Annotated in this window: 27 protein-coding genes and 2 pseudogenes; 15 read left to right on the top strand and 14 right to left on the bottom strand. The window is 63.5% G+C overall.

Features of this window, described 5'->3' with window-relative positions:
* Position 1: 1 nt before the first annotated feature.
* The 5 genes from QM996_RS18865 to QM996_RS18845 all read right to left on the bottom strand — a co-directional run bounded on the left by QM996_RS18865 (position 2) and on the right by QM996_RS18845 (position 5,338).
* Positions 2–802: an ABC transporter ATP-binding protein gene (locus tag QM996_RS18865; RefSeq protein ID WP_173515295.1), complete on the bottom strand. Its 801-nt coding sequence runs from the start codon at positions 800–802 to the stop codon at positions 2–4.
* A gap of 14 nt (positions 803–816) precedes the next feature.
* On the bottom strand, positions 817–1,710 hold the full coding sequence (gene ntrB, locus QM996_RS18860) for an ABC transporter permease (RefSeq protein ID WP_500268731.1): 894 nt from the start codon (positions 1,708–1,710) through the stop codon (positions 817–819).
* A 62-nt stretch (positions 1,711–1,772) separates the two neighbouring features.
* A complete protein-coding gene (locus tag QM996_RS18855; RefSeq protein ID WP_500268730.1) occupies positions 1,773–3,065 on the bottom strand; it encodes a CmpA/NrtA family ABC transporter substrate-binding protein in 1,293 nt (430 codons plus the stop codon).
* 345 nt (positions 3,066–3,410) lie between these two features.
* The gene (locus tag QM996_RS18850; RefSeq protein ID WP_500268729.1) at positions 3,411–4,712 is read right to left on the bottom strand and encodes a CmpA/NrtA family ABC transporter substrate-binding protein; all 1,302 of its coding nucleotides are present in this window, start codon (positions 4,710–4,712) and stop codon (positions 3,411–3,413) included.
* A 38-nt stretch (positions 4,713–4,750) separates the two neighbouring features.
* A complete protein-coding gene (locus QM996_RS18845; RefSeq protein ID WP_429810912.1) occupies positions 4,751–5,338 on the bottom strand; it encodes an ANTAR domain-containing response regulator in 588 nt (195 codons plus the stop codon).
* A 174-nt stretch (positions 5,339–5,512) separates the two neighbouring features.
* Between QM996_RS18845 and QM996_RS18840 the strand changes: the two genes are divergently transcribed.
* From QM996_RS18840 to QM996_RS18830, 3 genes are all read left to right on the top strand, one after another.
* Positions 5,513–6,319 (top strand): AraC family transcriptional regulator, encoded by an 807-nt coding sequence (locus QM996_RS18840; protein ID WP_500268728.1) that lies wholly within the window; start codon positions 5,513–5,515, stop codon positions 6,317–6,319.
* A 94-nt stretch (positions 6,320–6,413) separates the two neighbouring features.
* The gene (locus QM996_RS18835) at positions 6,414–7,331 is read left to right on the top strand and encodes a DMT family transporter (RefSeq protein WP_500268727.1); all 918 of its coding nucleotides are present in this window, start codon (positions 6,414–6,416) and stop codon (positions 7,329–7,331) included.
* 33 nt (positions 7,332–7,364) lie between these two features.
* Entirely contained in the window at positions 7,365–8,063 is a 699-nt protein-coding gene (locus QM996_RS18830; RefSeq protein WP_500268726.1) for a B3/B4 domain-containing protein, read from the top strand.
* 69 nt (positions 8,064–8,132) lie between these two features.
* Here QM996_RS18830 and QM996_RS18825 read toward each other — a convergent pair whose 3' ends face one another.
* On the bottom strand, positions 8,133–9,716 hold the full coding sequence (locus tag QM996_RS18825; protein ID WP_500268725.1) for a peptide chain release factor 3: 1,584 nt from the start codon (positions 9,714–9,716) through the stop codon (positions 8,133–8,135).
* Between the two features lie 91 nt (positions 9,717–9,807).
* Between QM996_RS18825 and dut the strand changes: the two genes are divergently transcribed.
* A complete protein-coding gene (gene dut, locus QM996_RS18820; protein WP_500268724.1) occupies positions 9,808–10,281 on the top strand; it encodes a dUTP diphosphatase in 474 nt (157 codons plus the stop codon).
* Positions 10,282–10,293: 12 nt separating this feature from the next.
* Here dut and QM996_RS18815 read toward each other — a convergent pair whose 3' ends face one another.
* A complete protein-coding gene (locus QM996_RS18815; RefSeq protein WP_173515286.1) occupies positions 10,294–10,731 on the bottom strand; it encodes an Lrp/AsnC family transcriptional regulator in 438 nt (145 codons plus the stop codon).
* 131 nt (positions 10,732–10,862) lie between these two features.
* Between QM996_RS18815 and QM996_RS18810 the strand changes: the two genes are divergently transcribed.
* Both QM996_RS18810 and QM996_RS18805 read left to right on the top strand, forming a co-directional pair.
* Positions 10,863–11,777 (top strand): DMT family transporter, encoded by a 915-nt coding sequence (locus QM996_RS18810; RefSeq protein ID WP_500268723.1) that lies wholly within the window; start codon positions 10,863–10,865, stop codon positions 11,775–11,777.
* Positions 11,774–12,079, top strand: a complete 306-nt coding sequence (locus QM996_RS18805; RefSeq protein ID WP_500268722.1) for an NIPSNAP family protein — start codon at positions 11,774–11,776, stop codon at positions 12,077–12,079. Before QM996_RS18810 ends, QM996_RS18805 begins: the two co-directional genes overlap by 4 nt.
* 27 nt (positions 12,080–12,106) lie before the next feature.
* Here QM996_RS18805 and QM996_RS18800 read toward each other — a convergent pair whose 3' ends face one another.
* On the bottom strand, positions 12,107–12,739 hold the full coding sequence (locus tag QM996_RS18800) for a LysE family translocator (RefSeq protein WP_500268721.1): 633 nt from the start codon (positions 12,737–12,739) through the stop codon (positions 12,107–12,109).
* A 178-nt stretch (positions 12,740–12,917) separates the two neighbouring features.
* Here QM996_RS18800 and QM996_RS18795 point away from each other — a divergent pair, with 178 nt between their 5' ends.
* Both QM996_RS18795 and cysK read left to right on the top strand, forming a co-directional pair.
* Positions 12,918–13,535 (top strand): LysE family translocator, encoded by a 618-nt coding sequence (locus tag QM996_RS18795; RefSeq protein WP_500268720.1) that lies wholly within the window; start codon positions 12,918–12,920, stop codon positions 13,533–13,535.
* A 137-nt stretch (positions 13,536–13,672) separates the two neighbouring features.
* Positions 13,673–14,641, top strand: a complete 969-nt coding sequence (gene cysK, locus QM996_RS18790) for a PLP-dependent cysteine synthase family protein (RefSeq protein ID WP_500268719.1) — start codon at positions 13,673–13,675, stop codon at positions 14,639–14,641.
* A gap of 167 nt (positions 14,642–14,808) precedes the next feature.
* On the opposite strand, the gene QM996_RS18785 is transcribed toward cysK, so the two are convergent.
* The 5 genes and pseudogenes from QM996_RS18785 to rsmI all read right to left on the bottom strand — a co-directional run bounded on the left by QM996_RS18785 (position 14,809) and on the right by rsmI (position 19,385).
* Complete coding sequence (locus tag QM996_RS18785; RefSeq protein WP_500268718.1) at positions 14,809–16,341, bottom strand: YifB family Mg chelatase-like AAA ATPase; 1,533 nt, start codon at positions 16,339–16,341, stop codon at positions 14,809–14,811.
* A 269-nt stretch (positions 16,342–16,610) separates the two neighbouring features.
* Positions 16,611–17,558: a glutathione synthase gene (gene gshB, locus QM996_RS18780; protein WP_429810885.1), complete on the bottom strand. Its 948-nt coding sequence runs from the start codon at positions 17,556–17,558 to the stop codon at positions 16,611–16,613.
* Between the two features lie 145 nt (positions 17,559–17,703).
* A pseudogene (locus QM996_RS18775) lies at positions 17,704–18,007 on the bottom strand (endonuclease); the annotation flags it as partial.
* Positions 18,008–18,097: 90 nt separating this feature from the next.
* The gene (locus QM996_RS18770) at positions 18,098–18,466 is read right to left on the bottom strand and encodes a YraN family protein (protein ID WP_500268717.1); all 369 of its coding nucleotides are present in this window, start codon (positions 18,464–18,466) and stop codon (positions 18,098–18,100) included.
* Positions 18,456–19,385, bottom strand: coding sequence for a 16S rRNA (cytidine(1402)-2'-O)-methyltransferase (gene rsmI / locus QM996_RS18765; protein ID WP_500268716.1), 930 nt, complete (start codon positions 19,383–19,385; stop codon positions 18,456–18,458). Before rsmI ends, QM996_RS18770 begins: the two co-directional genes overlap by 11 nt.
* A gap of 369 nt (positions 19,386–19,754) precedes the next feature.
* Here rsmI and dnaN point away from each other — a divergent pair, with 369 nt between their 5' ends.
* The 7 genes and pseudogenes from dnaN (at position 19,755) to QM996_RS18730 (ending at position 24,560) form a co-directional block, all read left to right on the top strand.
* Positions 19,755–20,873 carry a DNA polymerase III subunit beta gene (gene dnaN / locus QM996_RS18760; RefSeq protein WP_500268715.1) on the top strand — a complete coding sequence of 373 codons (1,119 nt, stop codon included), beginning with the start codon at positions 19,755–19,757 and terminating at the stop codon, positions 20,871–20,873.
* Positions 20,874–21,107: 234 nt separating this feature from the next.
* Positions 21,108–21,710: a phospholipid N-methyltransferase PmtA gene (gene pmtA / locus QM996_RS18755; protein ID WP_429810876.1), complete on the top strand. Its 603-nt coding sequence runs from the start codon at positions 21,108–21,110 to the stop codon at positions 21,708–21,710.
* Between the two features lie 44 nt (positions 21,711–21,754).
* A pseudogene (locus tag QM996_RS18750) lies at positions 21,755–21,949 on the top strand (histidine phosphatase family protein); the annotation flags it as partial.
* Between the two features lie 3 nt (positions 21,950–21,952).
* Positions 21,953–22,657, top strand: a complete 705-nt coding sequence (gene pyrF, locus QM996_RS18745; RefSeq protein ID WP_500268714.1) for an orotidine 5'-phosphate decarboxylase — start codon at positions 21,953–21,955, stop codon at positions 22,655–22,657.
* Between the two features lie 114 nt (positions 22,658–22,771).
* On the top strand, positions 22,772–23,059 hold the full coding sequence (locus QM996_RS18740; protein ID WP_500268713.1) for a DUF1330 domain-containing protein: 288 nt from the start codon (positions 22,772–22,774) through the stop codon (positions 23,057–23,059).
* Positions 23,060–23,181: 122 nt separating this feature from the next.
* On the top strand, positions 23,182–24,162 hold the full coding sequence (locus QM996_RS18735) for a complex I NDUFA9 subunit family protein (protein WP_500268712.1): 981 nt from the start codon (positions 23,182–23,184) through the stop codon (positions 24,160–24,162).
* Positions 24,163–24,398: 236 nt separating this feature from the next.
* On the top strand, positions 24,399–24,560 hold the full coding sequence (locus QM996_RS18730) for a hypothetical protein (protein ID WP_173515271.1): 162 nt from the start codon (positions 24,399–24,401) through the stop codon (positions 24,558–24,560).
* A 234-nt stretch (positions 24,561–24,794) separates the two neighbouring features.
* Here QM996_RS18730 and QM996_RS18725 read toward each other — a convergent pair whose 3' ends face one another.
* Complete coding sequence (locus tag QM996_RS18725) at positions 24,795–25,601, bottom strand: undecaprenyl-diphosphate phosphatase (RefSeq protein ID WP_500268711.1); 807 nt, start codon at positions 25,599–25,601, stop codon at positions 24,795–24,797.
* Positions 25,602–25,634: the final 33 nt, after the last annotated feature.

Here is a 25,634-nt window from a genome sequence, read left to right as displayed (position 1 = left end):
ATCACTCCGCAGCTTCGACGAAGCGGTGGCGCTCATAGAGAAACTTGAGCACGGCTTCGCGGCATTTGAGGTAGGTTCGGTCGCCGGCAAGCTCGATGCGCCGGCGCGGACGGGCGAGCGGCACGTCGAGGATCTCGCCGATGCGGGCCGACGGCCCGTTGGTCATCATCACGATGCGATCGGAGAGCAGCACCGCCTCGTCGACATCGTGGGTGATCATCAGCACGGTGTTGCCGAGTTCGGCATGGATCTGCATCACCTGGTCCTGCAGATGCGCCCGCGTCAGCGCGTCGAGAGCGCCGAAGGGCTCGTCGAGCAGCAGCACCTTCGGCTCCATGGCGAGCGCGCGGGCGATGCCGACGCGCTGCTTCATGCCGCCGGAGATTTCGGAGGGTCGCTTCTCGGCGGCATGCGCCATCTGCACCAATTCGAGATTGCGCATCGTCCAGTCGTGGCGCTCGGCCTTGCTCTTCGTTGCCGAGAAGACCTTGTCGACGCCGAGGCGGACGTTTTCGTAGACCGTCAGCCAGGGCAGCAGCGAATGGTTCTGGAAGACGACGGCGCGGTCCGGCCCCGGCTCGTCGGCAACCCGGCCGTCGAGCAGAACGACGCCGGTCGTCGCCTGAGTCAGGCCGGCAACGATGTTGAGCAGGGTCGACTTGCCGCAGCCGGAATGGCCGATGATCGAGATGAACTCGCCCTTGTCGACCGACAGCGAGACCTGCTTCAGCACTTCGGTGCGGGTACCGCCGCGCTCGAAGCTCTTGTCGATCAGTTCCAGCGAAAGATAGCTCTTGGTCATGGCTTTCCCCTCTCTCAAGCGGTTGCAGTGCCGCGCGTGACGACGCGGCCGACGAGGGCGATGAGGCGATCGAGCAGGAAGCCGACGATGCCGACATAGATCAGCGCGACGATGATGTCGCTGATCAGCGAGGAATTCCAAGCATCCCAGATGAAGAAGCCGATGCCGACGCCGCCGATCAGCATTTCGGCCGCGACGATCGCCAACCATGACAGGCCGATACCGATGCGCAGGCCGGTGAAGATGTAGGGGGCTGCGGCCGGCAGCATGATCTTGGCGAAATACTCAAGGGCGTTGAGGCGCAGCACCTTGGCGACGTTCTGATAGTCCTGCGGGATGTTGCGGATGCCGACGGCCGTGTTGATGATGATCGGCCAGATGGCGGTGATGAAGATCACGAAGATCGCCGAGGGGTTGCCATCCTGAAAGGCAGCGAGCGACAAAGGCAGCCAGGCGAGCGGCGGTACGGTGCGCAGCACCTGGAAGATCGGATCGAGGCCGCGCATGGCAAGCTGGCTCTGGCCGACCAGCGCGCCGAGCGCGATACCGACGACGGCGGCGAGCGCATAGCCGATGGCGACACGCTGCAGGCTCGCCGCGATGTGCCAGAAGAGCCCCTGGTCGACACCCTGGCCGACATAGAAGGGATGGGCGATCAGCTCCCAGCTTTCATCCAGCACCCGCGTCGGCGACGGCAGGCTGGAATCGGGCGCCGAACAGGCGACCTGCCAGGCGACGAGGATCAGCGCCAGCGTGACGAGAAGCGGCAAGATGTTCGTGGCAGCGGCAACGAGTCTCGCAGTAAGCGGCCGGCCGCTGCCGACCCTGGCCGAGCGGGTGAACGCGATGACGCGCGCGGCTGGTCGAGGCATAGCATCCTGCTTGAATTTGAGGTTGGTGACGGTCATGCCGTTCTCCTTGGAATTCGGAACGGATGGTCGCGAAGCACTGGCCGCGACCATCGCAATGGTCAGGCGACGCGCGAGATCGAAAGGCTCTTGAGGTAGGCCTGCGGATCCGCGGGATCGAAGACCTTGCCGTCGAAGAACTTTTCGACGCCGCGCGAGGTGGATGCCGGCACGTCGGTCACACCCAGATCCTTGGCGGCCTCACGCCAGATATCCTCGCGGTTGACCTTGGCGACGAGCGCCTTGATGTCGGTATCGGGCGCGAACTTGCCCCAGCGGATATTCTCGGTGAGGAACCAGGCGTCGTGGCTCTGGAACGGATAGGAGGCGTGATCGCGCCAGAACTTCATGAAGTGCGGGCTCTGTTCGACGACCTTGCCATTGCCGTAGTCGTATTCGCCCTTGAGACGATCGACGATGTCCTTCGGCGGCACGTTGAACCAGCTGCGCTTGCCGACGATTTTCGCCAGCTCGTCCTTGTTGGCCATGTCGTCGCACCATTGCGCCGCTTCCTGGATCGCCATGGTGAGCGCCTTGGCGGCGCGCGGATTCTTCTCCACCCAGTCGGCACGCATGGCGAGGGACTTCTCCGGATGCTCGTTCCAGATCTCGGCAGTGTTGACGGCGGTGTAACCGATCTTCTGATTGACGAGTTGCTCATTCCAGGGCTCGCCGACGCAGAAACAGTCCATGGTGCCGACCTTCATGTTGGCGACCATCTGCGGCGGCGGCACGACGATGGTTTCGACGTCCGTATCCGGATCGATGCCGCCGGCGGCGAGCCAATAGCGGATCCAGAGATCATGGGTGCCGCCGGGAAAGGTCATCGCCACCTTGGCGGCGGCACCTTCGGCCTTCTTCTTGGCGAAGGCCTCCTTGAGCGCGGATGCATCGAGGCCGACCTTGAGATCGGCATAGGCCTGGCCGACCGAGATCGCCTGCGCATCGAGATTGAGGCGTGCAAGGATCGCCATCGGCAGCGGCTGGTTGTTCTGGGTGACCTTTCCGGTGGAGATCAGATAGGGCATCGGCGTCAGGATATGGGCGCCATCGATGCCGGAACCGGCGGAACCCAGCACCAGGTTGTCGCGCGTCGTACCCCAGGAGGCCTGCTTGACGACCTCGACTTCGCTCATACCGTATTTGTCGAAGAGACCCTTTTCCTTGGCGATGATCAGCGGTGCCGAATCGGTAAGCGCGATGAAGCCGAGCACGGCCTTGGTGGTTTCCGGCCCGGAGCTTTGCGCGAAGGCACCGGATGGGAAGGCCGACTTGACCGCGCCAAACAGGGCGGCGGTTGCCGTGGTCTTCAGCAGGCTGCGGCGGGTCAGGCCGCCGGTCGAAAACTTGGTCATGCGCAGGTTCCTCTGCTGGTCGGATAACCGGACATAAAAAAACGTCGCTCGGTGATTGCGTCCGGGATCGGGAGGAATCCTCGGGAACAAAACCTTGCGACGTCGGTGTCTTCGGCAAACGCGATCTGGCGTTTGAGCTCGCTTCGATCGCCGTTGACCGAAGCATTTCTAGAAAAGCAAAGGCCGTGCCAGTTCGCTGGCGTGACCTTTAGATATTTGAATTCAAAACGTAATTTTCGGACTCAGATGCAGCGCACATAAATTCGCCTATTGTAGAGTCTGCTGAATTATTGTGCGGCGCACATATTTCCCATCGGGACTCTGCACAAACATGGTGCGTCATCCTCAGCTCTCCTGTTCGACCGAAACGCCCGCCATGGAAGCGCGAACGGGGAAGGAGCGGACATAGGCCTCGATGTCAGCGGGATCGAAGACGTGCCCGTCCATGAAGCGGTCGCCCGGCCTGTCGCCTTCGATACGAATAGCGGTATCGGCGGGAATGGCAGCCTCGCCGAGCGCCTGGCGATAGAGGTCGGGGCGATAGGCGGCAGCGGCCAGCGCCTGCATGCCGGGCGACAATCGCGCCTGCCCCCAGCGCACCATCTGGCTGTAGAGCCACAGCGCCTGGCCGGAACGGGGATAGTTGGCGTGCTCGCGATGGAAGACGAAGTAGTCGTCGATCACACGCCTGTTGCCGGCCGCATCGATGGTGAACTCGCCGGCGAGAACCCGGCGGATGATTTCGACCGGGGCACCGACGTAACGGGGGGCGGCGAGCAGCTCGGCAAGCGTGCCGCGATTGTCGGGCGCGTCGCACCAGCGCGCCGCCTGGTCGAGTACCAGGAGCAGGCGCGACACGGTCTCGGCGTTGCTCTCCGCCCACTCCGGCCGCATTCCGATCACCTTTTCCGGGGCCGACGGCCAGATGTCCTGCTTGGCGGCGACGATGCGCCCGAGACCGCGTTCGGATGCCACCATGTTCCAGGGCGCGCCGACGCAGAAACCGTCGATGGCGCCGGCGGCCAGCGCATCGGAGGTCAAGGGTGGCGGCACGACCACGAGCTTGACATCGCGATCCGGATCGATACCGCCTGCCGCCAGCCAGTAACGGACCTCGTAATTGTGCGAGGAGAACGGATAGGTGACGCCGAGCCTCGGCGCCGGCTCGCCGCTCTTGCGCATTCGGCTGAGCACCGCAGCGAGTGCGCGCGCATGGGCGAGCGCATCCTCCACCTCGCCGAGACCACCCTCCTTCTGCATGCGGGCGAAGAGCCGGTTCGAAAGCGTGATCGCATTGCCGCCGCGCCCGAGCGAGAAAGGGGCGATCGTCGGCGAGGGATTGGAACCGAGGCCGAGCATGGCCGCGACCGGCATCGGCGAGAGCATGTGGGCGATATCGAACTGACGAAAGGCGAGCCGGTCGCGCACATTGGCCCAGGAGACATCCTTGACGAGATCGAGCGTCAGCCCCTCCTTGCGGGCGAAGCCGAGCTCTGCCGCCGCGATCAGCACGGCGGCATCGACCAGCGGAATGAAGCCGGCGCGGATCGTTCGTGCCCCCTCGCCGCCCAGTCTCACCGGCGCGGGCAGGCCCTCGCCCATCGCCGCGCCGGATCGCGAATTATCGATGGTGGTCATGACGTTCACTCCGGTGTCTCCTTCCGACAGCATCGGAAACCGCGCCCTCACATCAGCAGGCCTGCGGCCGTCACCACGCTTTGCGCGATCTCCGACATCTTCTTCTTTTCGTTCATCGCCGTCTGGCGCAGCAGTGCGAAGGCCTCATCCTCGGAGAGGCCCCGCATCTTCATCAGGATGCCCTTGGCGCGCTCGATCACCTTGCGCTCTTCCAGCGCCGATTTCGCATCGGCAAGCTCGCGCTGCAGCCGGCTGAAGGCGTTGAAGCGGCTGACGGCCATGTCGAGGATCGGCTTGACGCGTTCCTTCTTCAGCCCGTCAACCACATAGGCGGAGACGCCCGCCTCCACCGCGGCCTCGATCGAGGCCGTATCGGAGCGATCGACGAACATCGCGATCGGCCGCCCGACGGTGCGGGTAAGCTGGAACAGATGCTCCATCATGTCGCGGTTGGGGTTTTCGATATCGATGACGATGACATCGGGCCTCAGCGTCTCGATGGTGCGGACCATGCCCTGGACCTCATGGATCACCGTGACCTTGCGATGGCCGGCCTCATGCAGCCCCTCCTCGATGATCGAGGCGCGGATGGCGTTCTCGTCGATCACGAGAATGGTGAGATCCCGATGCGTCATGAGCTAATCATGATGCAGCGCAGCATTTTTCGCAACAGGATTTGCCTAATATTTTGACATCTATTTCATTGCATAAATATTATGCAAAACGCCGATTGATTGGGCGGCGCCGCGACGATAGCGGGATGCGCCGGGACGATGTAGAAGACTGGGAGCAAAGGGATCGGCGCACGGATGGCAAAGGGTCAGTTCAGGATGCTGCACAGCGCGAGCGCGGGCATAGACGCGGTCGAGGCGCAAACGCGCCAATCCTTCGCTCGCCATACCCATGACCAATTCGGCATCGGCCTCATCTACCAGGGCGCCCAGAAATCGCTCAGCGGCCGCGGCATGGTCGAGGCAGGCGCCGGCGACATGATCACCGTCAATCCCGGCGAGGTGCATGATGGCGCGCCGATCGGCGACGCCGGGCGCTCCTGGCGCATGCTTTATTTCGATCCTGCCGTCATCTCCGCCGCCGCCGAGGATATCGGCCAGGGCCGTTCGGGCTCCGGCGAGTTCGCCTCACCCGCTTTCAGGGACGCGGACACGGCAAACGCGTTCCGGGCGCTGTTCGCCGCGATCACAGACCCCACGGCACCGGACGAAGCGATCCGGCTGGAGGAACGGCTTCTGTTGCTGCTTGCGAGCGTTCTTGCCACCGGCAGGGCACGGCGCGTCGAAAGACCGGCAACCGTCACCGCCGCCAAGATGATGATCGACGATGATCCGACGGCGGCGATCACCCTTGCCGACCTCGCCGCGGAGGCAAGGCTCAGCCGCTTTCAACTGATACGCAACTTCGCCAAATCGGTCGGCCTGACGCCGCACGCCTATATCGTCCAGCGCCGCATCGATCTCGCCCGCCGCCTGATCGGCGAGGGCATGCCGCTGGCAGAGGCCGCATTCGCCGCCGGCTTCGCCGACCAGAGCCACATGACTCGCATCTTCGTCAGCAAATACGGACTCTCGCCGGGCGCTTACGCCGAGGCAAGGAAGTAGCACCCGCAATTCTATTCAAGACCCGAAATCCTCTCCGGCGCATTGCTGCACCCACTGCGCATCGAAAAGCGCGGCACTGCAACGGAGAATGGACATGTCGGAAAAATTTCGGGGCTATTTCTACCTGTCGCTGGCGATGATCCTCGTCGGCAGCACGGTGATCGCCAGCAAGATCATTGCTGCCGGTCTGGCCCCTTTCACTGCGACAGCCCTGCGCTTCGCCGTCGCCTTCCCGCTCTTCCTTTTGTTGATGTGGTTCACGGGGACGTCATGGCCGAAACTGAAAAGTCGCGACTGGCTGATCCTCATCGCCCAGGCCGGTGCCGGCAGCGTCGGCTACACCACCCTGCTGATCGCCGGCCTGAGCCTGACGTCGGCAACCGATGCCGGCGTGGTGATTGGCACCCTGCCGGTCGTTTCCGCCGCCATCGCCATCCTCGTTCTCGGCGAGCGCCCCGACCGACGGCTGCTTGCGGCGATCGCGCTTGCCGCCATCGGTGTGCTGACCATCGTCTTCAAGTCCGGCGAAGGCGGCGCCCATTCGCCACTCGGCATCGCGCTCATCTTCGGCGCCGTCGTCTGCGAGGGCCTGTTCATCCTTCTCAACAAGCGCGTGAAGGCAGAGATCTCGCCGCTTGCGCTTTCGACGATGATGACCGGCCTCGGCTTCGCCGTCGCTCTCATCCCCGCGCTCTTCGAACCACATGCAACTGCGGTGATCGACAAGAATGCGATCGTCGCGGTTCTCTATTATGCGCTCGTTCCGACCGTTGCGGGCTTCGTGCTCTGGTATGCCGGCGCCGCGCGGGTGAGCGGCACCGAGGCTTCCGTCTTTACGGCATTGGCGCCGGTTTCGGCCGTGCTCTTCGCCTTCCTGCTGTTCGGCGAACCGGTCGGTCTCCACCAGCTTCTGGGCATCGGCTGCGTGCTCGGCGCCGTTCTTGGACTGACCGTGCCTCAGATCCGCTCCAGCCGAAGGGCGTTAGGCGCCTTTCCCGCAAAGGAGGCTTGAGCCAGAATGTACCCACAGGCTTCGAGGATCTCCATGCACTTCCAACACGCGGACGATATCTGGCGCGACTTCTCGGAGCTCAGCGCCGGCGCACTCTTCATCGACGGCGTATGCAGCGATATCTCGGTCGAGGACGATGTTCGCCGCTTCCACGCGATCGCAAACGAGCGCCTCGGTACGGGCTCGGAAAGCGACCTGCCGCAAATCCAGGCGTGGCGCCGGACCTTTGCCAAGATGGGGCTGAAACCGACACAGTATCGTTCGGCCTCCGAGGCATTGTTGCGACGGTTCAGGAAGGAAGGCAGCCTGCCGGCGATCCACCCGCTGATCGATCTCTGCAACGCCGCGTCGCTCGCCTTCGCGATCCCGATTGCGGTTTTCGATCTGTCACGCATCACCGATTTTCTGCAGGTCCGCCGGGCGCTCGGTAATGAAACCTACCTGACCTTCTCGGGAGAGGTGGAAAGCCCCGAACCCGGCGAGGTGATCTTTGCGGATGGCGAAGGGCGGGCGCACGCCCGACGCTGGACCAACCGGCAGAGCGGCCATTCGGCGATCCGGCCGCAGACCACACGTACACTGATCGTTGCCGAAGCCCTGCACGAGACGGCGCGCGACGATGTCGAGCGTTTGATGATCGCGCTTTCGGGGGCGATCGCGGCAGCCTGGGATGTTCGCCCGAGCATGGCCGTTCTCGACCGCTCGTCACCGCGTTTCGATTTTTCGATGTAGGGGAGACGTCTCGTCAAGACAGGCGTCGGAAGCCGGCCGATGCTTCAGGCACCGGCCGGTGACATCAGGTCAGGCCGCCTTGGCGACGTGATATTCCTTGATCGCGACCATCTTGATCGCCGGGTAGCGCTCTGCCTCGTAACGCAGCGAGAAGCTGTCCTGCGCGAGGAAGACCGGGTCGCCGTCGAGATCGCGAGCGATGTCGCCGCGCCGCGCCGTGATGAACTTGTCGAGATCGGCGGCCTGGTCGGCCGAAATCCAGCGGCAGACGGAGAAGCGCGACATTTCGAAGGAGACCGGCAGGCCGTATTCGGCGCTGAGGCGTTCCTTCAACACATCGAGCTGCAGCGCGCCGACGACGCCGACGATCGCCGGCGAGCCGTCTTCCGGCGAGAAGAGCTGGACGACGCCCTCTTCCGCCATCTGCTGCAGCGCTTCCTTCAGCTTCTTCGCCTTCATCGCATCCTCCAGCCGCACGCGGCGCAGGATTTCCGGAGAGAAATTCGGCACGCCCTGGAACACCAGGGGCTCACCCTCGGTCAGCGTGTCGCCGATGCGGAGCGTGCCGTGGTTCGGAATGCCGACGACGTCGCCCGCATAAGCGGTGTCGGCAAGCTGGCGCTGCGAAGCGAAGAAGAACTGCGGAGCGCTGAGGCCCAGTTGCTTCCCGGTGCGCGACAGGCGCGCCTTCATGCCGCGCTCGAGTTTGCCGGAGCAGACGCGAGCGAAGGCAATGCGGTCGCGATGGTTCGGATCCATGTTGGCCTGGATCTTGAAGACGAAGGCCGTCATCTTGTCGTCGGTAGCGTGCACCGTGCGGATATCCGCCACCTGGTCACGCGGCGGCGGGGCCATGTCGCCGAGCGCATTGATGAGATCGCGCACACCGAAGTTGCGCAGCGCCGAGCCGAAGAAGACCGGTGTCAGGTGACCTTCGAGGAAGGCCTTCTTGTCGAAGGGCTTGCAGGCCTCGATCGCCAGCGTCAGTTCGTCGGTGAAGGCGTCGCGCTCGTTTTCCGGCAGGCGATGGGAGGCCATTTCCGGACCGTTGACCTTGGTCGGGATCTCCTGCGTATCGGAGCCGCGTACGGTGTTGTCGGCCAGATGATAGGAACCGCAGAAGGTCTTGGACCGGCCGATCGGCCAGGTGACCGGCGCGCAATCGAGCGCCAGCTTTTCCTCGACTTCATCCAGGATCTCGAAGGGATCGCGGCTCTCGCGGTCCATCTTGTTGACGAAGGTGATGATCGGGATATCGCGCATGCGGCAGACTTCGAAGAGCTTCAGCGTGCGCGGCTCGATACCCTTGGCGGCGTCGATGACCATGACTGCGGCGTCCACCGCCGTCAGCGTGCGGTAGGTATCATCGGCGAAGTCTTCGTGGCCGGGCGTATCGAGAATGTTGAAGACATTGCCGTGATATTCGAAGGTCATCACCGAGGTGACGACCGAGATGCCGCGCTCACGCTCGATCTTCATCCAGTCCGAACGGGTCTGGATGCGATCCTTCTTGGCCTTGACCTCGCCGGCGAGCTGGATGGCGCCGCCGAACAGCAGCAGCTTTTCGGTGAGCGTGGTCTTACCGGCGTCCGGGTGCGCAATGATCGCAAATGTGCGGCGGCGGGAGACCGCCTCGGCGAGAGTTTCAGCCATGTCGTAGAATCCTGTGAGTTGCCGCGTCCTTTACAGGCTCGGCCCCGATTATGCAATTGACCGAGGCATCCACGCGCCGGCTTATGCGACCATGAGCACGCACCCCTCCGAATCCCGCCCGACCCTCAACCTCGTTCGCCTGTCGCACGGCGAAGGTCTTGAGCTGCCCGCCTATGAAACGGCAGGTGCCGCCGGCATGGATTTGCGCGCCGCCGTTCCCGCCGATCGCCCGCTGATGCTCACTCCGGGCAAGCGGGCGCTGGTGCCGACAGGCTTCATCTTCGAGATTCCGGTGGGCTATGAGGCGCAGATCCGCCCGCGCTCAGGGCTCGCCTTCAAGCACGGCATCACCTGCCTCAACACGCCCGGCACGATCGACAGCGACTATCGCGGCGAAGTGAAGGTGCTGCTTGTCAATCTCGGCGACGAAGATTTCCTCATCGAGCGCGGCATGCGCATTGCCCAGATGGTGATCGCACCGGTCACGCAGGTCACGGTCCGCGAGGCTGACGGGGCGAGCGAGACGGCCCGCGGCGCCGGCGGCTTCGGCTCGACGGGCGTTTAAACGAGATTTTTCCTAAATCAGAGGCGGCAGGCGGCGCTTTACCGGCGACGACTTGACGATCGAAGTGTTCGTCTGCGCCTTCTCGGCGATCCGGTCGAGGATCGTGTCGAGCTGCGCCATGTCGCGAACGAAGAGCTTGGCGATGAAACAATCGTCGCCGGTGACCTTGTCGCATTCGACGATTTCGGGCGTGTCCTGGATCAGCCGCTCGACGATGTGCAGCATGCCCGGCATTGGCCGCACCCGGATGACCGCCTGCAGCGGATAGCCGACTTTCACCGGGTTGAGGGCAATCGTGAAACCATCGAGAATGCCGCGCTCTTCCAGCTTGCGGAGACGATCCGCAGCGCTCGGAGAGGATAGCCCCGCCTCCTGCGCCAGTTCCTTCAGCGAGACCCGGGCATTGGCTGCCAGAATGTCGAGGATTCGTCGGTCAATCTCGTCCAGCATCACGGCACCATAAGTCATAACAACGAACAGAACTTCGATAATTAGGCAATGTAGCACAATTGCCTTAGTTCATCCATGGGAAAGGCCGCAAGCACCGGCTATTCTCCGATCACCAAAATGGAGCAGTGATCATGAACATCGAACTCAAACGCGGCAGCATCGAGATGACGGCGGCCATGCTGATCTCCGGAACCATCGGCTGGTTCGTGCTGATGTCGGGGCAGCCGGTGACGAGCGTGGTGTTCTGGCGCTGCGTCTTCGGGGCCTTCACTCTCGTGGCCATCGCCTGGGCGCTCGGGCTCCTCGAGCGTCGTCACTTCAGCCGCCGGATGCTGCTGCTTTCGGTTGCCGGCGGCATCGCGATCGTCGTCAACTGGCTGCTGCTCTTCGCCGCCTATTCCCATGCGTCGATCTCGATCGCCACCATGGTCTACAACACGCAACCCTTCATGCTGCTTGGCCTCGGGGCGCTGTTCCTCGGCGAGAAGATCACCACCACCAAGATCTTCTGGCTTACCGTCTCCTTCGCCGGCATGCTGGCGATCGTCGCGGCCAAGCCCGGCCACGGCTTCGCCCCGGAAAGCTATCTGACCGGCATAGCGCTCGCGGTCGGTGCCGCCTTCTTCTATGCGATCGCAGCGATCACAACGAAGCTGCTCAAGGGCACGCCGCCGCATCTGATCGCACTGGTGCAGGTGGTCACCGGGACCGTGATGCTCGCGCCGATGGCGCTCGCCGCCGCCGCACCGTCGGGGGCCGCGCAGTGGTCGATCCTCCTCACTCTCGGTATCATCCACACTGGGCTGATGTATGTGCTGCTCTATGGCGCGATCCAGCGGCTGCCGACGCATATGACCGGCGCGCTCTCCTTTATCTACCCGATCGCCGCCATCGTGGTGGACCGCGTCGCTTTCGGCCACCAATTGCAGCCGGTCCAGATCCTCGGCTCCATCGCGATCCTCGTTGCCGCCGCCGGCATGAATCTCGGCTGGAAACTTCGCCTTCCCTCTTCTATCAAGCGGCAACGCGAAGGGAGAGCCGCATGATTACCTGCTACCTGAAATACGTCATCGATCCCTACAAGGCCGCCGAGTTCGAGCACTACGCCAAGCTCTGGATTCCGCTCGTCAATCGGCTGGGCGGCACGCATCACGGCTATTTCATGCCACACGAGGGCGCAAACAACATCGCGCTCGCGCTCTTCAGCTTCCCGAGCCTTGCTGCCTATGAAAGCTACCGCAAGGAAATGGCCGCGGATGCGGAGTGTCAGGAAGCCTTTGCGTACGCCGAAAAGACCCGCTGCATCCTGAGCTACGAGCGCAGCTTCATGCGGCCGGTTTTCGAGTAGCTCTCCGAGGATAGGGCAGGCGCTGGCTCAACGCCGCGCCTCCGACGCCATGCTAAGCGCAAAGCCGAAGAGCGCCGTGCCCATCGCCCAGCGCTGCGCCGCCATGAACAGCGGCCGCCCCGCGAGGAAAGCGGCAATGCCGCTGGCGGCAAGTGCGATCATCGCGTTGACAGAGACGCTGGTCACAATCTGAATCGAGCCGAAGACCAGCGACTGGCCGAGCACATTGCCGAGCTCCGGCCGGATGAACTGGGGCAGAAGCGAAAGATAGAGCACCGCCACCTTGGGATTGAGCAGGCTCGTCAGAAACCCCATGACGAAAAGCTTCTTCGGACCGTCCTTCGGCAGTTGGTGGACCTGAAAAGGGGACCGACCGCCCGGCTTGACCGCCTGCCAGGCGAGATAGAGAAGGTAGCCGGCGCCGGCGAGACGCAGCGCGTCATAGGCGAAGGGCACGGCGAGCAGCAGCGCGGTGATGCCGAGCGCGGCCGAGACCATGTAGACGACAAAACCGAGCGCGACGCCGCCGAGCGAGATCAATCCGGCACCCGGTCCCTGGCTGATCGAGCGCGAGACCAGGTAGATCATGTTCGGCCCCGGGGTCAGCACCATGCCGAGTGCCAGCAGGGCAAAGCCGATAAGATCCTTCAATTCGGGCATGGAAGCGCGCCTTTCGCTCGGTTTTTCAGCAAGCTCTACTGATCCGGCGACCGCGGGCAATGCCAGACTTGTCACCCGGGCAATTTTGGCGCCAGGCGCGCCCATTGGCGGTCGTTCCGTGATTTCCCTTTTTAGCGGTTTGCGTTAAAAGCCTGCACCACCATTCGAAGGAATGTCCATGACGCTCGCGGCCCTCATCGCCTATAGCGGTGCCCTGTTCATCGCGGCGGCCATCCCCGGTCCCGGCGTGACCGCGCTGGTCGCGCGGGCCCTCGGCTCCGGCTTTCGTGAAACCTTCTTCATGGGCCTCGGCGTGATCCTCGGCGACATGATCTATCTCACGGCTGTCGTGCTCGGGCTGGCGCTGATTGCGCAGACCTTCACTACCATCTTCCTGGTGGTGAAGTTCGCCGGCGTCCTCTATCTCGGCTATATCGCCTGGAAGCTCTGGACCGCAGGGCTGCTGCCTGAGGATATCAAGGCGAAGCCATCGACGAATGCGGCAATGTCGTTCCTCTCCGGCCTGCTCGTCACCCTCGGCAACCCGAAGACGATGCTGTTCTACGTGGCGCTGGTGCCGACGCTGGTCGACATTGCCGCGATCGGCCCGCGCGACTATGGCCTGCTGCTGACGGCAACCTTCCTGGTGCTCTTGACGGTACTGGTTCCCTACATGCTGCTCGCCGCGCGGGCGCGCTTGCTGCTCAAGCAACCCAAGGCGCTGAAGGCGCTGAACCGTGTCGCAGCCAGCGTGCTTGCGGGAACGGCCGCCTATATCGCCGTTCGCGCGGGCTGAAAGAACTTTTCCCGAACAACGACTTCGCCGGTGATTTTTCCTTCGGCAGGTCATCCTGTCGCGTTCGCCGTTCTGGCATTGGACGGCGGTTGTTCCTATTCTCAGAGACGAACAGTCTACGCCCAAGGGAGAGCCTCATGTCCGACACACGCAAGCCCGGCCGCGGCCGCGTCTATTCCTCGATCACGGAGACGATCGGCGATACGCCCATCGTGCGGCTGGACAAGCTTGCCAAGGAGAAGGGCGTGAAGGCGAACCTGCTCGCCAAGCTCGAATTCTTCAATCCGATCGCCTCGGTCAAGGACCGCATCGGCGTGGCGATGGTCGAGAGCCTGGAAGCCCAGGGCAAGATCGTCCCCGGCCGCACGACCCTGATCGAACCGACCTCGGGCAATACCGGTATCGCGCTCGCCTTCGTCGCCGCTGCCAAGGGCTACAAGCTGATCCTCACCATGCCGGAGACCATGTCGGTCGAGCGGCGCAAGATGCTGGCGCTGCTCGGCGCAGAACTGGTGCTGACGGAAGGCGCCAAGGGCATGAAGGGCGCGATCGCCAAGGCACAGGAACTGGTCGAGACCCTGCCCGACGCGATCATTCCGCAGCAGTTCGAAAATCCGGCCAACCCGGAAATCCACCGCAAGACCACGGCAGAGGAGATCTGGAACGATACCGACGGCGCGGTCGACATCTTCGTTTCCGGCATCGGCACCGGCGGCACGATCACCGGCGCCGGCCAGGTGCTGAAGGCACGCAAGCCTTCGATCCAGGTGATCGCGGTCGAGCCGGAGGAATCGCCCGTTCTCTCCGGTGGAGCGCCCGGCCCGCACAAGATCCAGGGCATCGGCGCAGGCTTCGCCCCGGCGATCCTCGACACCTCGATCTATGACGAGATCGTCACGGTCAATAGCGGCGAAGCCATCGAGGCCGCCCGCCTCGTCGCCAGGCTCGAAGGCGTGCCGGTGGGCATCTCCGCCGGCGCGGCACTGACGGCCGCGATCGAGGTCGGCCAGCGTGAGGAAAATGCCGGCAAGACCATCGTCGTCATCATCCCGTCCTTCGCCGAACGCTATCTCTCGACGGCGCTGTTCGAGGGCCTCGGCGGCTGATCGGCCTACTGGTCAACGGGCGCCGCGGGCGCCCTTTCTTTGTTCCCGATCGATCGGCGATGTCGCGTCAGGCTCCTTGCTCCGTAAAGCCTGCAAGGTTGGCGAGTGTCGAGCGCAGGACGGCGTCGTGAAACACATGGATCGGGTATCGCAGAGCTAATCGTCTGCTATGCCGCCGCCTGCAACCTTTCGCCGGCGATGCGATAGGAAATCGCTTCGGCCAGATGAATGCGCCCGACCGTTACGGCACCGTCGAGATCGGCGAGCGTGCGCGCAACCTTCAGCACACGGTGGTAGCCGCGTGCGGAAAACTTCATCTTTTCGGCGGCGTCCCTGAGGAGCTGCAGACCGGCCGCGTCGGGCTCGGCGATTTTCTCGATCATCGATGTCGATGAGCGGGCATTGCTCGTCAATTCCGGATGGCCGAGCGTGGCGAAGCGGTCGATCTGCAAGGCCCGGGCGCGGGCGACGCGACGGGCCACGACCTCGCTGCTTTCGGCGGCCGCCGGCTTCAATAGATCGGCGGCGCTGACGGCCGGGACGTCGATACGGATGTCGATGCGATCCATCAGCGGGCCGGAGATGCGCGCCTGGTAATCGGCCATGCAGCGGGGTCCACGCGCGCAGCTGCGGCCAGGCTCACCGGCCATGCCGCAGCGGCAGGGATTCATGGCAGCGACGAGCTGGATCGCGGCGGGATAGCTGACGCGGTGATTGGCGCGGGCGATGATGCATTCTGCCGTTTCGAGCGGCTGGCGCAATGCATCCAGCACCTGCGGCGAGAACTCCGGAAACTCGTCGAGGAACAGCACGCCATGATGGGCGAGCGACGCCTCGCCCGGTTTGGCGCGGATACCGCCGCCGACCATGGCGGCCATGGTGGCGGAATGGTGCGGCGTGCGGAACGGCCGCCGGTCCGAGAGCTTGCCGCCCGGCAATTGCCCGGCGATCGAATGGATCATCGACACTTCGAGAAGCTCCGCCGGACTGAGCGGCGGCAGGATCGACGGCAGGCGTGCCGCGAGCATCGACTTTCCCGATCCGGGTGGGCCGACCATCAGCAGATTGTGGTTGCCGGCGGCCGCCACCTCGAGCGCCCGCTTGGCGCTCTCCTGGCCCTTGATGTCGGCGAGGTCGGGCAAGTCCGCTGCACCGGAGCGGATCGCCGCTTGTGGCCGCGAAAGCACCTGCGTGCCGCGGAAATGGTTGGCGATGGCGATCAGGCTGCGCGGCGCGAGAATATCGATCTCGGCCCCGGCCCAGGCGGCCTCCGCCCCGCTTTCGGCCGGGCAGATCAGCCCCTTGCCGAGCGCATTGGCGCCGATCGCCGCCGGCAGCGCGCCGGCGACCGCGGCAATGGTGCCATCGAGATTGAGCTCGCCGATCACGACATAAGGTGTCAGCGCGTCGCCGGGAATGGCGCCGAGTGCTGCCATCAGGCCAAGCGCGATCGCCAGATCGAAGTGGCTGCCTTCCTTGGGGAGATCGGCGGGCGCGAGATTGACGGTGACGCGCTTGGCCGGCAACGCCAGACCGGAAGCATGAAGCGCCGCCTGCACCCGCTCGCGGCTTTCGGCCACAGCCTTGTCCGGCAGGCCGACGATCTGCATGCCGACCTTGCCCGGCGCAACCATCACCTGAACGTCGACCGGCAGACCCTCGATACCTTGAAATGCGACCGTGCTGACACGCGCGACCATGATTATCCCCTCGCCCGGGCAGCCCATACTCATGGGCGCCGCAACCGCCTTGAGTTGCAAGACGGAGCCTTGCACGGTTCACGCACAAAAACAAGAACAATTACAGAACATCTGACGACGGGAGGCCGCATGGTGCCATCGACAAGGATGCTCAAGCGAGCGGCCGCGGGCGGAGCCGCGGCGATCTCTATTGCCCGGAAGCCCCTCGACAGCGCCGCGCATCTCAGCAGACGCGCAAAGATCGAGATCGTTTTAAGGAGAGAGTCGGATCAGGCGCGCTTGCGCTCGATTGCGTCCCAGAGCAGGCTGGCGATGTCGGCTCCGCCGAATTTCTTCACTTCGCGGATGCCGGTCGGCGAGGTGACGTTGATCTCGGTCATATAGTCGCCGATGACGTCGATGCCGACGAAGAGGAAGCCGCGGGCCTTCAGCGCCGGGGCGATACGGGCGCAGATTTCCTTTTCGCGGGCCGTCAGTTCAGTCGGCTCGGGGCGGCCGCCGGCATGCATGTTGGAGCGGGCGTCGTGCTCGGCCGGAACGCGGTTGATGGCGCCGACCGGCTCGCCGTCGACGAGCAGGATGCGCTTGTCGCCCTTGCGCACCGCCGGCAGGTATTCCTGGGCAATGAAGGGCTCGCGGAACATCTGGCCGAACATTTCGAGCAGCGACGACAGGTTGCGGTCGTCACGGGTCGAGTGGAAAACGCCAGCGCCGCCATTGCCGTAGAGCGGCTTCAGGATGATGTCGCCCATCTCCTGGCGGAAGCTTGCGATCTCAGCGGGATCGCGGGTGATCAGCGTCTTCGGCATCAGGTCGGCGAATTCGGTGACGAAGATCTTCTCCGGCGAGTTGCGCACCCAGGCCGGATCGTTGACCACCAGCGTCTTCGGATGCAGGCGCTCCAGAAGGTGGGTCGAGGTGATATAGGCCATGTCGAAGGGCGGGTCCTGACGGAGCAGGATGACGTCCATGGTCGAAAGATCGACGCGTTCGGCTTCGCCAAGCGTGAAGTGGTCGCCCTTGACGTCGCGCAACGTCATCTGCTGCACGCTTGCATAGACCTTGCCATCGCGCAGCGACAGTTTTTCGGGCGTGTAGTGGAAGAGGCGATAGCCGCGCGACTGTGCCTCGAGGCTCATCGCGAAGGTGGAATCACCCGCAATGTTGATGCCCGACACATGGTCCATCTGGACCCCGACATTGACGATTTTCGCCATCTTCCCGTCCCCATTGCATCACGGAAACCCGCGATCGATTTCAAACCGCCAGAGCGGAGTGACCGCGGAAATCGCGCGCCATTCTACTCTGGAAAAGCCCGCAACATGTAGAATGTGGGCGGGCCTTAGGCAAGGCGAGGTGAGGCTATTCGAAGCCTTCGACGACGCAGGTGATGAGATCGTGATCCGAGAGCGGCCGGCCGGACTGATCGAGCGAGGGAATGATCCTGGTTTCGCCGATCTTCAGCCCCCGCGAAAGGAACCAATCCCTTCATCGCGCGCTCCGGCCAACGGGTAATCAGGCTCGGTCGGGTGGTCATCACCTCGAGCGGGCCACCGTGGCGGGTGAAGCCACGGGCTGCACTCATGGCAAAGAGCCCTTCCGCCTCGAAGTCGCCGCCGGCATGGTTGCCGGTGTCGCCACCGATCAACACGGGCAGGCCCGGGAAGTTACGCTTTTGTGTTACAAATTCGAGAATATGTTCCAAGACGGGATGCCGCTGGAACGCCACAATCATTTTCCCTGATCCCGCCCCGGTTCAGAAGGCATCCGGCAGATGCCGCGGCCAGCCCCACGGCGTCACCGTGATGATGTCGTAACGCACTGAAAGCCTGTTGTAATCCGGTTGCTTCGCCAGCCAGAGATCGCTCGCGGCGCGAATGCGCCTTTGCGCCGTGGCGGTCACCGCGAAGACGCCGTCTTCGGCCGAGCGGCGCGCCTTGACCTCGACGCAGGCAATGAGATCGCCGCGCCGGGCGATGATGTCGATCTCGCCGAGCTTGGTGCGATGGCGCATGGCGACGATGCGGTAACCCTTGAGCAACAGGCAGAGTGCTGCGCGATACTCGGCGAGGTATCCGCGCCTCAGCGCCTTCAGCTTCCGCCGATCACCCGCATCAGTCGCCATGGCGCTCCTTCAATTGCAGCAGCCGGTCATAGAGTTCCCTGCGCGGCAGGCCCGTCTGACGGGCGGCTTCGGTCGCCGCCTTGCCGGCCGGCATGTCTGCGACGAGGCTTAGCAGCAGCGCGTCGACATCGGCCGCTTCCGGCTCGGGTGCCGTATCCGGCGGACCGATGACGAGAACGATCTCGCCTTTAACGGCACCTGCCTCTTGATAATGGGCGGCGAGCTCGCCGAGCGTACCGCGGCGAAACTCCTCGAAGGTCTTGGTGAGCTCGCGGCAGACGGCAGCCCGTCTCCCTTCGCCCAGCACCTCGGCCGCGGCCGCTACCGTCGTGGCAATCCGGTGCGGCGATTCAAAGAACATGATCGTCGCCGGCACGGTCGCGAATTCCTTGAGGCGATCGCGCTTCGCCTTGTCCTTGGTCGGCAGGAAACCGGCAAAGAGGAAGGCGTCGTTCGGCAGGCCGGAACCGACGAGGGCGGCGAGCGGCGCCGAGGCACCGGGGATCGGCACGACGCGGTGTCCCGCCTCGATCGCAAGCTGGGCCAGGCGGTAGCCGGGATCGGAGACCAACGGCGTACCGGCATCGGAGACGAGTGCGACCGATCTGCCTTCGGCGAGCGCTGCCAGCAACCGTGGCCCCACCTCGTCGGCATTATGTTCGTGGTACGCGTAAGGCCGGTTCACGATACCGTAGCGGTCGAGCAGCACGCGCGTGACCCGCGTGTCTTCGCAGGCGAGCACATCGGCGCCGGCGAGCGTTTCCAGCGCCCGCAGCGTGATGTCGCCGAGATTGCCGATCGGGGTTGCCACCAGGTAGAGCGCGGCATCGAGCGGACGGGCCGGGACGCTGACATTATGCAGGCGATAGCTGCGCTCTCTCTGCGCGCCGGATGGCTCCGATGTCTTCTGTTTTTCCACCTGCAACGTCCTGATCGTGCCCGCCGAAGCGCTTTACCCGCATTTGTGATTTCAGGTCGGGTCGGCCTGAAATCATAAACGTGGTCGTTTCTCGTAAGTTAGAGCGGGATGCGGGCGGAAAGCCGCAAACACCATTCCGCATCTCGCTCTGGTCTCGCCTTTATGAGCGAGCCGGCATGGCGGAGCAAGGGCAAGAGGGCGGGCCAGCGCGTCGCACCTGGGGACAGAAGCCCTCAAACCCCTTGCTTTTCGGGCGCTGTTTCTGCCATTTTGCCGGTCCACATCTTTCCGGTCGGTCGGCCGGGACACTCGCAGTTGACGCTCAGGCGGGCGCCTCGTCCGCCGGGCAATGGTTGAAAGCGGCATCCCATGCGCATTACTCTCGAGCGGTCCAACCTCCTGAAATCGCTGAACCACGTACACCGCGTGGTCGAGCGGCGAAACACGATCCCGATCCTCTCGAACGTGCTCCTGCGTTCCGACGGCGCAAGCCTGGAAATGAAGGCGACCGACCTCGACCTCGAAATCACCGAGGCGACGCCGGCGCAGGTGGAACAGTCGGGCGCGACCACGGTGCCGGCGCATCTGCTCTACGACATCGTGCGCAAGCTGCCCGACGGTTCGGAAGTGCTGCTCGCCACCAATTCCGAGGGCACGGCGATGACCGTTGCCTCGGGCCGTTCGAAATTCTCGCTGCAGTGCCTGCCGCAGTCCGACTTCCCGGATCTCACCGCCGGCAGCTTCTCGCACTCGTTCCGCCTCAAGGCGACCGACCTCAAGATGTTGATCGATCGCACCCAGTTTGCGATCTCGACCGAGGAAACCCGCTACTATCTCAACGGTATCTTCATGCACACCGTCGAGAGCAAGGGTGAACTGAAGCTGCGCGCCGTCGCTACCGACGGTCACCGCCTCGCCCGCGCCGACGTCGAAGCGCCGTCGGGCTCCGAGGGCATGCCGGGTATCATCATCCCGCGCAAGACCGTCAGCGAATTGCAGAAGCTGCTCGACAATCCGGATCTCGTCGTCACCGTCGAAGTGTCCGATGCCAAGATCCGCCTGACCATCGGCTCGATCGTCATGACCTCGAAGCTGATCGACGGCACTTTCCCAGATTACCAGCGCGTGATCCCGGCCAACAACGACAAGGAACTGCGCGTCGATTGCCAGTCCTTCGCCCAGGCTGTCGACCGCGTCTCGACGATCTCGTCCGAGCGCGGCCGCGCCGTCAAGCTGGCGCTGAGCGAGGGCCAGATGACGCTGACGGTCAACAATCCGGATTCCGGCAGTGCTACCGAGGAACTGCCCGTCGGCTACGAGCACGATCCACTCGAAATCGGCTTCAACGCCAAGTACCTGCTCGACATCACCTCGCAGCTCACCGGCACCGATGCGATCTTCATGCTGGCCGATCCGGGCTCGCCGACGCTCGTTCGCGATCTTGCTGCCGAAGACGCGCTTTACGTGCTCATGCCGATGCGCGTGTAACCGGGCGTGACGTGGTGCGAATACCAACCCGTCACGCCTGCGCGTGACGGGTTCTTTATTGGTCGATCCATCCGGCGGCTGTTGATAAGCGGACGCTTTCAGGCGCAGATAGACTTGTTTTTGCCGCAGATGGGGACACATTATGATTGCCACCGCCGCGACCGGCTCGAATCAGCGAGCGAGGATCCATAGCGGGCGGCCTATGAGGAGAGGACGACGGTTTTGAGGGGTTCAATGAATTTGCGCGTGAAGGTGAAGGAACGGCTCGGACGGAAGTTCGACGAGGAAATTCGCTTTTTCAAGGGATGGATGAGCAATGCCAAGGCTGTCGGCGCAATCCTGCCGACCTCTTCCGTTACCGCGCGCCGAATGGCGAGCGTCATCAATCCGGCTTCGGGCCTGCCGGTTCTCGAGTTGGGCCCGGGCACTGGCGTCATTACCAAGGCAATTCTGGAACGCGGCCTGCCCGCGTCGAGCCTGGTCTCGGTCGAATATTCCACCGACTTCTATAACCAGCTCAAGGCTAACTTCGCCGGCGTCAACTTCGTCAATGGCGACGCCTTCGATCTGGAACATACGCTCGGCGAACTGAAGGGGCAGACCTTCGACAGCGTCGTCTCGGCGGTGCCGCTTCTGAACTTTCCGATGCACCGGCGCGTCGAACTGATCGAGGATCTGCTGTCACGCATTCCGGCCGGCCGGCCGGTCGTGCAGATTTCCTATGGGCCGCTGTCGCCCGTCGTCGCCATGCCGGATCGCTACAGCATCCAGCATCTCGACTTCGTCGTGCGCAACATCCCGCCGGCACAGCTTTGGGTCTATCGTCGGGCGCACTGACGCGGATGTTCGCCGTCTACGTCACCCATCCGCAGGTCCAGATCGATCCCAAAATTCCGATCGCCTTCGTCGGCCACGGCGGCGTCGGAACCCTCTTGAAATGCCGGCTGTTCGGCGCACCGATTGCCCGCAGCTCCGACCAGAAGGGTGGTGGTGGCGGCAACGTCTTCGCTTTCCGCCTTGCGGATCGCGCCGTCGCATGCGACTGGACCGCCATGGAAAACAGGCAGGGGATCTAGACGATGACCGAAACCGCGCGCGACAGACTGATCGTAGGCCTCGACCTTCCGACGATCGCCGATGCCGAAAGGATCGTGTCGACGCTCGGGAACGAGGTCTCCTTCTACAAGATCGGCTATCAGCTGGTCTTTGCCGGCGGGCTCGAATTCGCGCGCGACCTTGCCAAGAGCGGCAAGAAGGTCTTCCTCGACATGAAGCTGCTCGACATCGACAACACGGTTGCCAAGGGTGTCGAGAACATCGTCAAGATGGGCATGTCGATGCTGACCCTGCACGCCTATCCGAAGGCGATGAAGGCGGCCGTCGAGGCTGCCAGGGGTTCCGATCTCTGCCTGCTGGGCGTGACCGTGCTTACCTCGATGGACGAGCAGGACGTGATCGATGCCGGCTATGAGTACGATCCGCATACGCTGGTGCTGCGCCGGGCCGAACAGGCGCGCGCGGCCGGCATGGGCGGCATCGTCTGCTCGGCTGAAGAATCCGCCGCAGTCCGCAAGATCATCGGGCCGCACATGGCGCTGGTCACCCCGGGCATCCGCCCGGTCGGCGCCGACAAGGGCGACCAGAAGCGGGTGATGACGCCGGCCGAAGCGCTGAAGGCCGGATCCAGCCATCTCGTCGTCGCGCGCCCAATCGTCGCAGCCACTGAGCCACTTGCCGCCGCCCGCGCCATTCTGGCGGAGATGGACGGGGCTCTCCCGCGCTGACGCGGGCAGCATTCCTGTCACCGAGGCGATCCCATGTTGAGCCGCTTGACCTCGACCGAAATTTGCCGGAAGTAACTGCCGTCGGCCCCGGTGCCGAAAGACGAGGAGCTCAACATGGCCAAGGGATACTGGATCGCACGGGTCGATGTCCGCGACCCCGAGCGCTACAAGGATTATGTGGCGGCAGCAAAGCCGGCCTTCGAGAAATACGGCGCGAATTTTCTCGCGCGCGGCGGCGAACATCATCGCCTTGAGGGCGGCGTTCGTGCGCGCAACGTCGTCATCGAATTTCCGTCGCTGCAGGCAGCGATCGATTGTTACAACTCGCCCGAATATCAGATTGCCGCTGCGATCCGCCAGGAAGTCGCCGACGCGGAGATGGTCGTCGTCGAAGGCGTCTGACGGCCCGGCATCCCCCATCTTTCGACTGGTCCTACAAGCCGCGTGGATTGGCCTTCACCTCTCGCGGCTGTTGGGCTATGTAGCAATCAATTCTTTCCTCTGCGATCAGGAGTGCGTTTCCCATGACCTTGTCCAACCTTCCGCCGCTGGTGACGATTTTCGGCGGATCCGGGTTCGTCGGCCGTCATGTCGTGCGCGCGCTCGCCAAGCGCGGCTACCGCATTCGTGTTGCCGTTCGCCGGCCGGACCTTGCCGGCCACCTGCAGCCGCTCGGCAATGTCGGCCAGATCTCCTTCGTCCAGGCGAACCTGCGTTATCGTAAATCCGTCGACCGCGCCGTCGAAGGCGCCGACCACGTCATCAACTGCGTCGGCGTGCTGTTTGAAAGCGGCCGTAATACTTTTGACGCCGTCCAGGACTTCGGCGCGCGCGCCGTGGCGGAAGCTGCGCGTAGCGTCGGCGCCACTCTGACGCACATTTCGGCAATCGGCGCGGACGCTTCCTCGCCGTCGCAATATGCCCGCAGCAAGGGTCGCGCCGAGGCGGCGATCCTGGAAACGAAGCCTGATGCGATCATCCTGCGTCCTTCGATCATCTTCGGACCCGAGGACGGCTTCTTCAACAAGTTTGCCAGCATGGCCCGTTCTTCGCCGATCCTGCCGCTGATCGGTGGTGGCCACACCAAATTCCAGCCGGTCTACGTGACCGACGTGGCCGAGGCCGTCGCGCGCGCCGTCGACGGCAAGATCGCCAAGGGCAAGATCTATGAGCTCGGCGGCCCGGACGTCTTAAGCTTCCGCGACTGTCTCGAGATCATGCTGAACACGATCGACCGCAAGCGCACGCTGGTATCGCTGCCCTTCGGCGTGGCGTCCCTCATCGGCCGCATCGCGTCGATGGTCCCCTTCATCACGCCGCCGCTCACGGCGGACCAGGTAGTGTTGCTGAAATCCGACAATGTCGTCTCGGCAAAGGCGATTTCGGAAGGACGCACGCTCACCGGCATCGGCATCGAGCCGACCATGCTGGAATCGATCCTGCCGACCTATCTGGTGCGCTATCGCCCGCAGGGCCAGTACACCCGCAGCGGCCGCGCCGCCTGATCGCTGCGAAGCCCATCTTCTTTTGAACGGCCGCCGGCACCCGCCGGCGGCCGTTTGCTGTGGCATCCGGGCAACAGCGTTGCAGTTCTGCCGCAGTTAATAAAGCGAATGGCATTTACCGCAAATTCAACATGTCCTGATATTGATCATGTCATATCCAGCGACTAAACACCGCCTCGCGCCCCGATCGCAAGGCACGGCGGGCGGCAGCAGCAATCTCGAAAGGCATAGCGTCCATGGGCAAGTCGATCGCAATCTTTTTTGCGTCTGCGGCACTGATCATTCTGGCTGGCTCATTTATCGCGCCGAACACGGTCGCGAGCAGCGGCAAGGATTGCGCGCCGGCCTATGGCGTCGATCCGTGCACGACGGCATCGATCGATCTTTCCGGCCACTAAGGCCGGCGCCCTTCAGATCACGCAATGACGGACGGAAGGCCGCTTCGCGCTTTTTCCCGGAATTGCTGCGAGGGCATATTTAGAGTTATTGGCGGGGGCCAGTGGCCGCGTGCGTTTCACCTTGAGACGCACGCGGCTTAGTTTTTGGGGCCCGGTCAGAGACCAAAGAAAACTGAGGCCAAAGAAAAAGGCGCGTCCGAGAACCCGCCTTCGTTTGGGGATAGCAATCCCGGTTCAGCCAAGCAGCCAGAGGCCGATCAGGCCGGCCGTGCCGACGAGGATGCGCCAGATGGCGAACGGCGTGAAGCCGCGCCGCGAGACGAAGTCCAAGAGCGAACGCACGACGAAGATGCCGGCAACGAAAGCCGCGATGAAGCCGACGGCGATCAGCGTGAAATCGTCGAAGGAAAGCGCGTCGCGGTTCTTGTAAAGATCCAGCGTGAAGGCGCCGACCATGGTCGGCATCGCCAGGAAGAACGAGAACTCCGCGGCCGAGCGCTTGTCGGTGCCCATCAGCAGGGCGCCGGCGATCGTGGCGCCGGAGCGTGAGGTACCGGGGATCATCGCCAGGCACTGAAACAGGCCGATCTTCAGCGCCAGCGACGGCGGATAGTCCATCACATTGGTATAGCGCGGCTTCAGCGGCAGATGGTCGATCGCATAGAGGATGACGCCGCCGACGATCAGCACGACGCAGATCAGGCCAGGTGTCTCGAACAGCACCGCCTTGATGAAATCATGGGCGATCGCACCGATGACGGCTGCGGGCAGGAAGGCGATCAGAACGGACAAGACGAAGCGGCGCGCCTTGATGCTGGTCGGCAACGCCAGCGCGATCGACAGAAGCTTGTGGAAATAGACGAGCAGGATCGCGAGAATGGCGCCGAGCTGGATGAGGACGGCGAAGGTGTTGCCCGGCGACTTGAAGCCGAGAAAGTGGCCGGCGAGGAGGACGTGCGCCGTCGACGAGACAGGGATGAACTCCGTCAAGCCCTCGATGAGCCCGAGGACGAGCGCGCTGATGATCGATTGATCCGCCATATATGAGATTTTCCTGACAAGTTTTGGAGTGGG

Origin of the sequence: Sinorhizobium chiapasense (assembly GCF_045277575.1) — a bacterium.
In the GTDB taxonomy this organism is placed as follows: domain Bacteria; phylum Pseudomonadota; class Alphaproteobacteria; order Rhizobiales; family Rhizobiaceae; genus Ensifer; species Ensifer chiapasense_A.
This window is presented reverse-complemented; position numbering and strand designations above follow the sequence as displayed.

Coding starts and splice junctions, on each gene's coding strand:
- QM996_RS18865 (WP_173515295.1), bottom strand. CDS start 802: ATGACCAAGAGCTATCTTTCGCTGGAACTGATCGACAAGAGCTTCGAG.
- ntrB (WP_500268731.1), bottom strand. CDS start 1,710: ATGACCGTCACCAACCTCAAATTCAAGCAGGATGCTATGCCTCGACCA.
- QM996_RS18855 (WP_500268730.1), bottom strand. CDS start 3,065: ATGACCAAGTTTTCGACCGGCGGCCTGACCCGCCGCAGCCTGCTGAAG.
- QM996_RS18845 (WP_429810912.1), bottom strand. CDS start 5,338: ATGACGCATCGGGATCTCACCATTCTCGTGATCGACGAGAACGCCATC.
- QM996_RS18840 (WP_500268728.1), top strand. CDS start 5,513: ATGGCAAAGGGTCAGTTCAGGATGCTGCACAGCGCGAGCGCGGGCATA.
- QM996_RS18835 (WP_500268727.1), top strand. CDS start 6,414: ATGTCGGAAAAATTTCGGGGCTATTTCTACCTGTCGCTGGCGATGATC.
- QM996_RS18830 (WP_500268726.1), top strand. CDS start 7,365: ATGCACTTCCAACACGCGGACGATATCTGGCGCGACTTCTCGGAGCTC.
- QM996_RS18825 (WP_500268725.1), bottom strand. CDS start 9,716: ATGGCTGAAACTCTCGCCGAGGCGGTCTCCCGCCGCCGCACATTTGCG.
- dut (WP_500268724.1), top strand. CDS start 9,808: ATGAGCACGCACCCCTCCGAATCCCGCCCGACCCTCAACCTCGTTCGC.
- QM996_RS18815 (WP_173515286.1), bottom strand. CDS start 10,731: ATGCTGGACGAGATTGACCGACGAATCCTCGACATTCTGGCAGCCAAT.
- QM996_RS18810 (WP_500268723.1), top strand. CDS start 10,863: ATGAACATCGAACTCAAACGCGGCAGCATCGAGATGACGGCGGCCATG.
- QM996_RS18805 (WP_500268722.1), top strand. CDS start 11,774: ATGATTACCTGCTACCTGAAATACGTCATCGATCCCTACAAGGCCGCC.
- QM996_RS18800 (WP_500268721.1), bottom strand. CDS start 12,739: ATGCCCGAATTGAAGGATCTTATCGGCTTTGCCCTGCTGGCACTCGGC.
- QM996_RS18795 (WP_500268720.1), top strand. CDS start 12,918: ATGACGCTCGCGGCCCTCATCGCCTATAGCGGTGCCCTGTTCATCGCG.
- cysK (WP_500268719.1), top strand. CDS start 13,673: ATGTCCGACACACGCAAGCCCGGCCGCGGCCGCGTCTATTCCTCGATC.
- QM996_RS18785 (WP_500268718.1), bottom strand. CDS start 16,341: ATGGTCGCGCGTGTCAGCACGGTCGCATTTCAAGGTATCGAGGGTCTG.
- gshB (WP_429810885.1), bottom strand. CDS start 17,558: ATGGCGAAAATCGTCAATGTCGGGGTCCAGATGGACCATGTGTCGGGC.
- QM996_RS18770 (WP_500268717.1), bottom strand. CDS start 18,466: ATGGCGACTGATGCGGGTGATCGGCGGAAGCTGAAGGCGCTGAGGCGC.
- dnaN (WP_500268715.1), top strand. CDS start 19,755: ATGCGCATTACTCTCGAGCGGTCCAACCTCCTGAAATCGCTGAACCAC.
- pmtA (WP_429810876.1), top strand. CDS start 21,108: ATGAATTTGCGCGTGAAGGTGAAGGAACGGCTCGGACGGAAGTTCGAC.
- pyrF (WP_500268714.1), top strand. CDS start 21,953: ATGACCGAAACCGCGCGCGACAGACTGATCGTAGGCCTCGACCTTCCG.
- QM996_RS18740 (WP_500268713.1), top strand. CDS start 22,772: ATGGCCAAGGGATACTGGATCGCACGGGTCGATGTCCGCGACCCCGAG.
- QM996_RS18735 (WP_500268712.1), top strand. CDS start 23,182: ATGACCTTGTCCAACCTTCCGCCGCTGGTGACGATTTTCGGCGGATCC.
- QM996_RS18730 (WP_173515271.1), top strand. CDS start 24,399: ATGGGCAAGTCGATCGCAATCTTTTTTGCGTCTGCGGCACTGATCATT.
- QM996_RS18725 (WP_500268711.1), bottom strand. CDS start 25,601: ATGGCGGATCAATCGATCATCAGCGCGCTCGTCCTCGGGCTCATCGAG.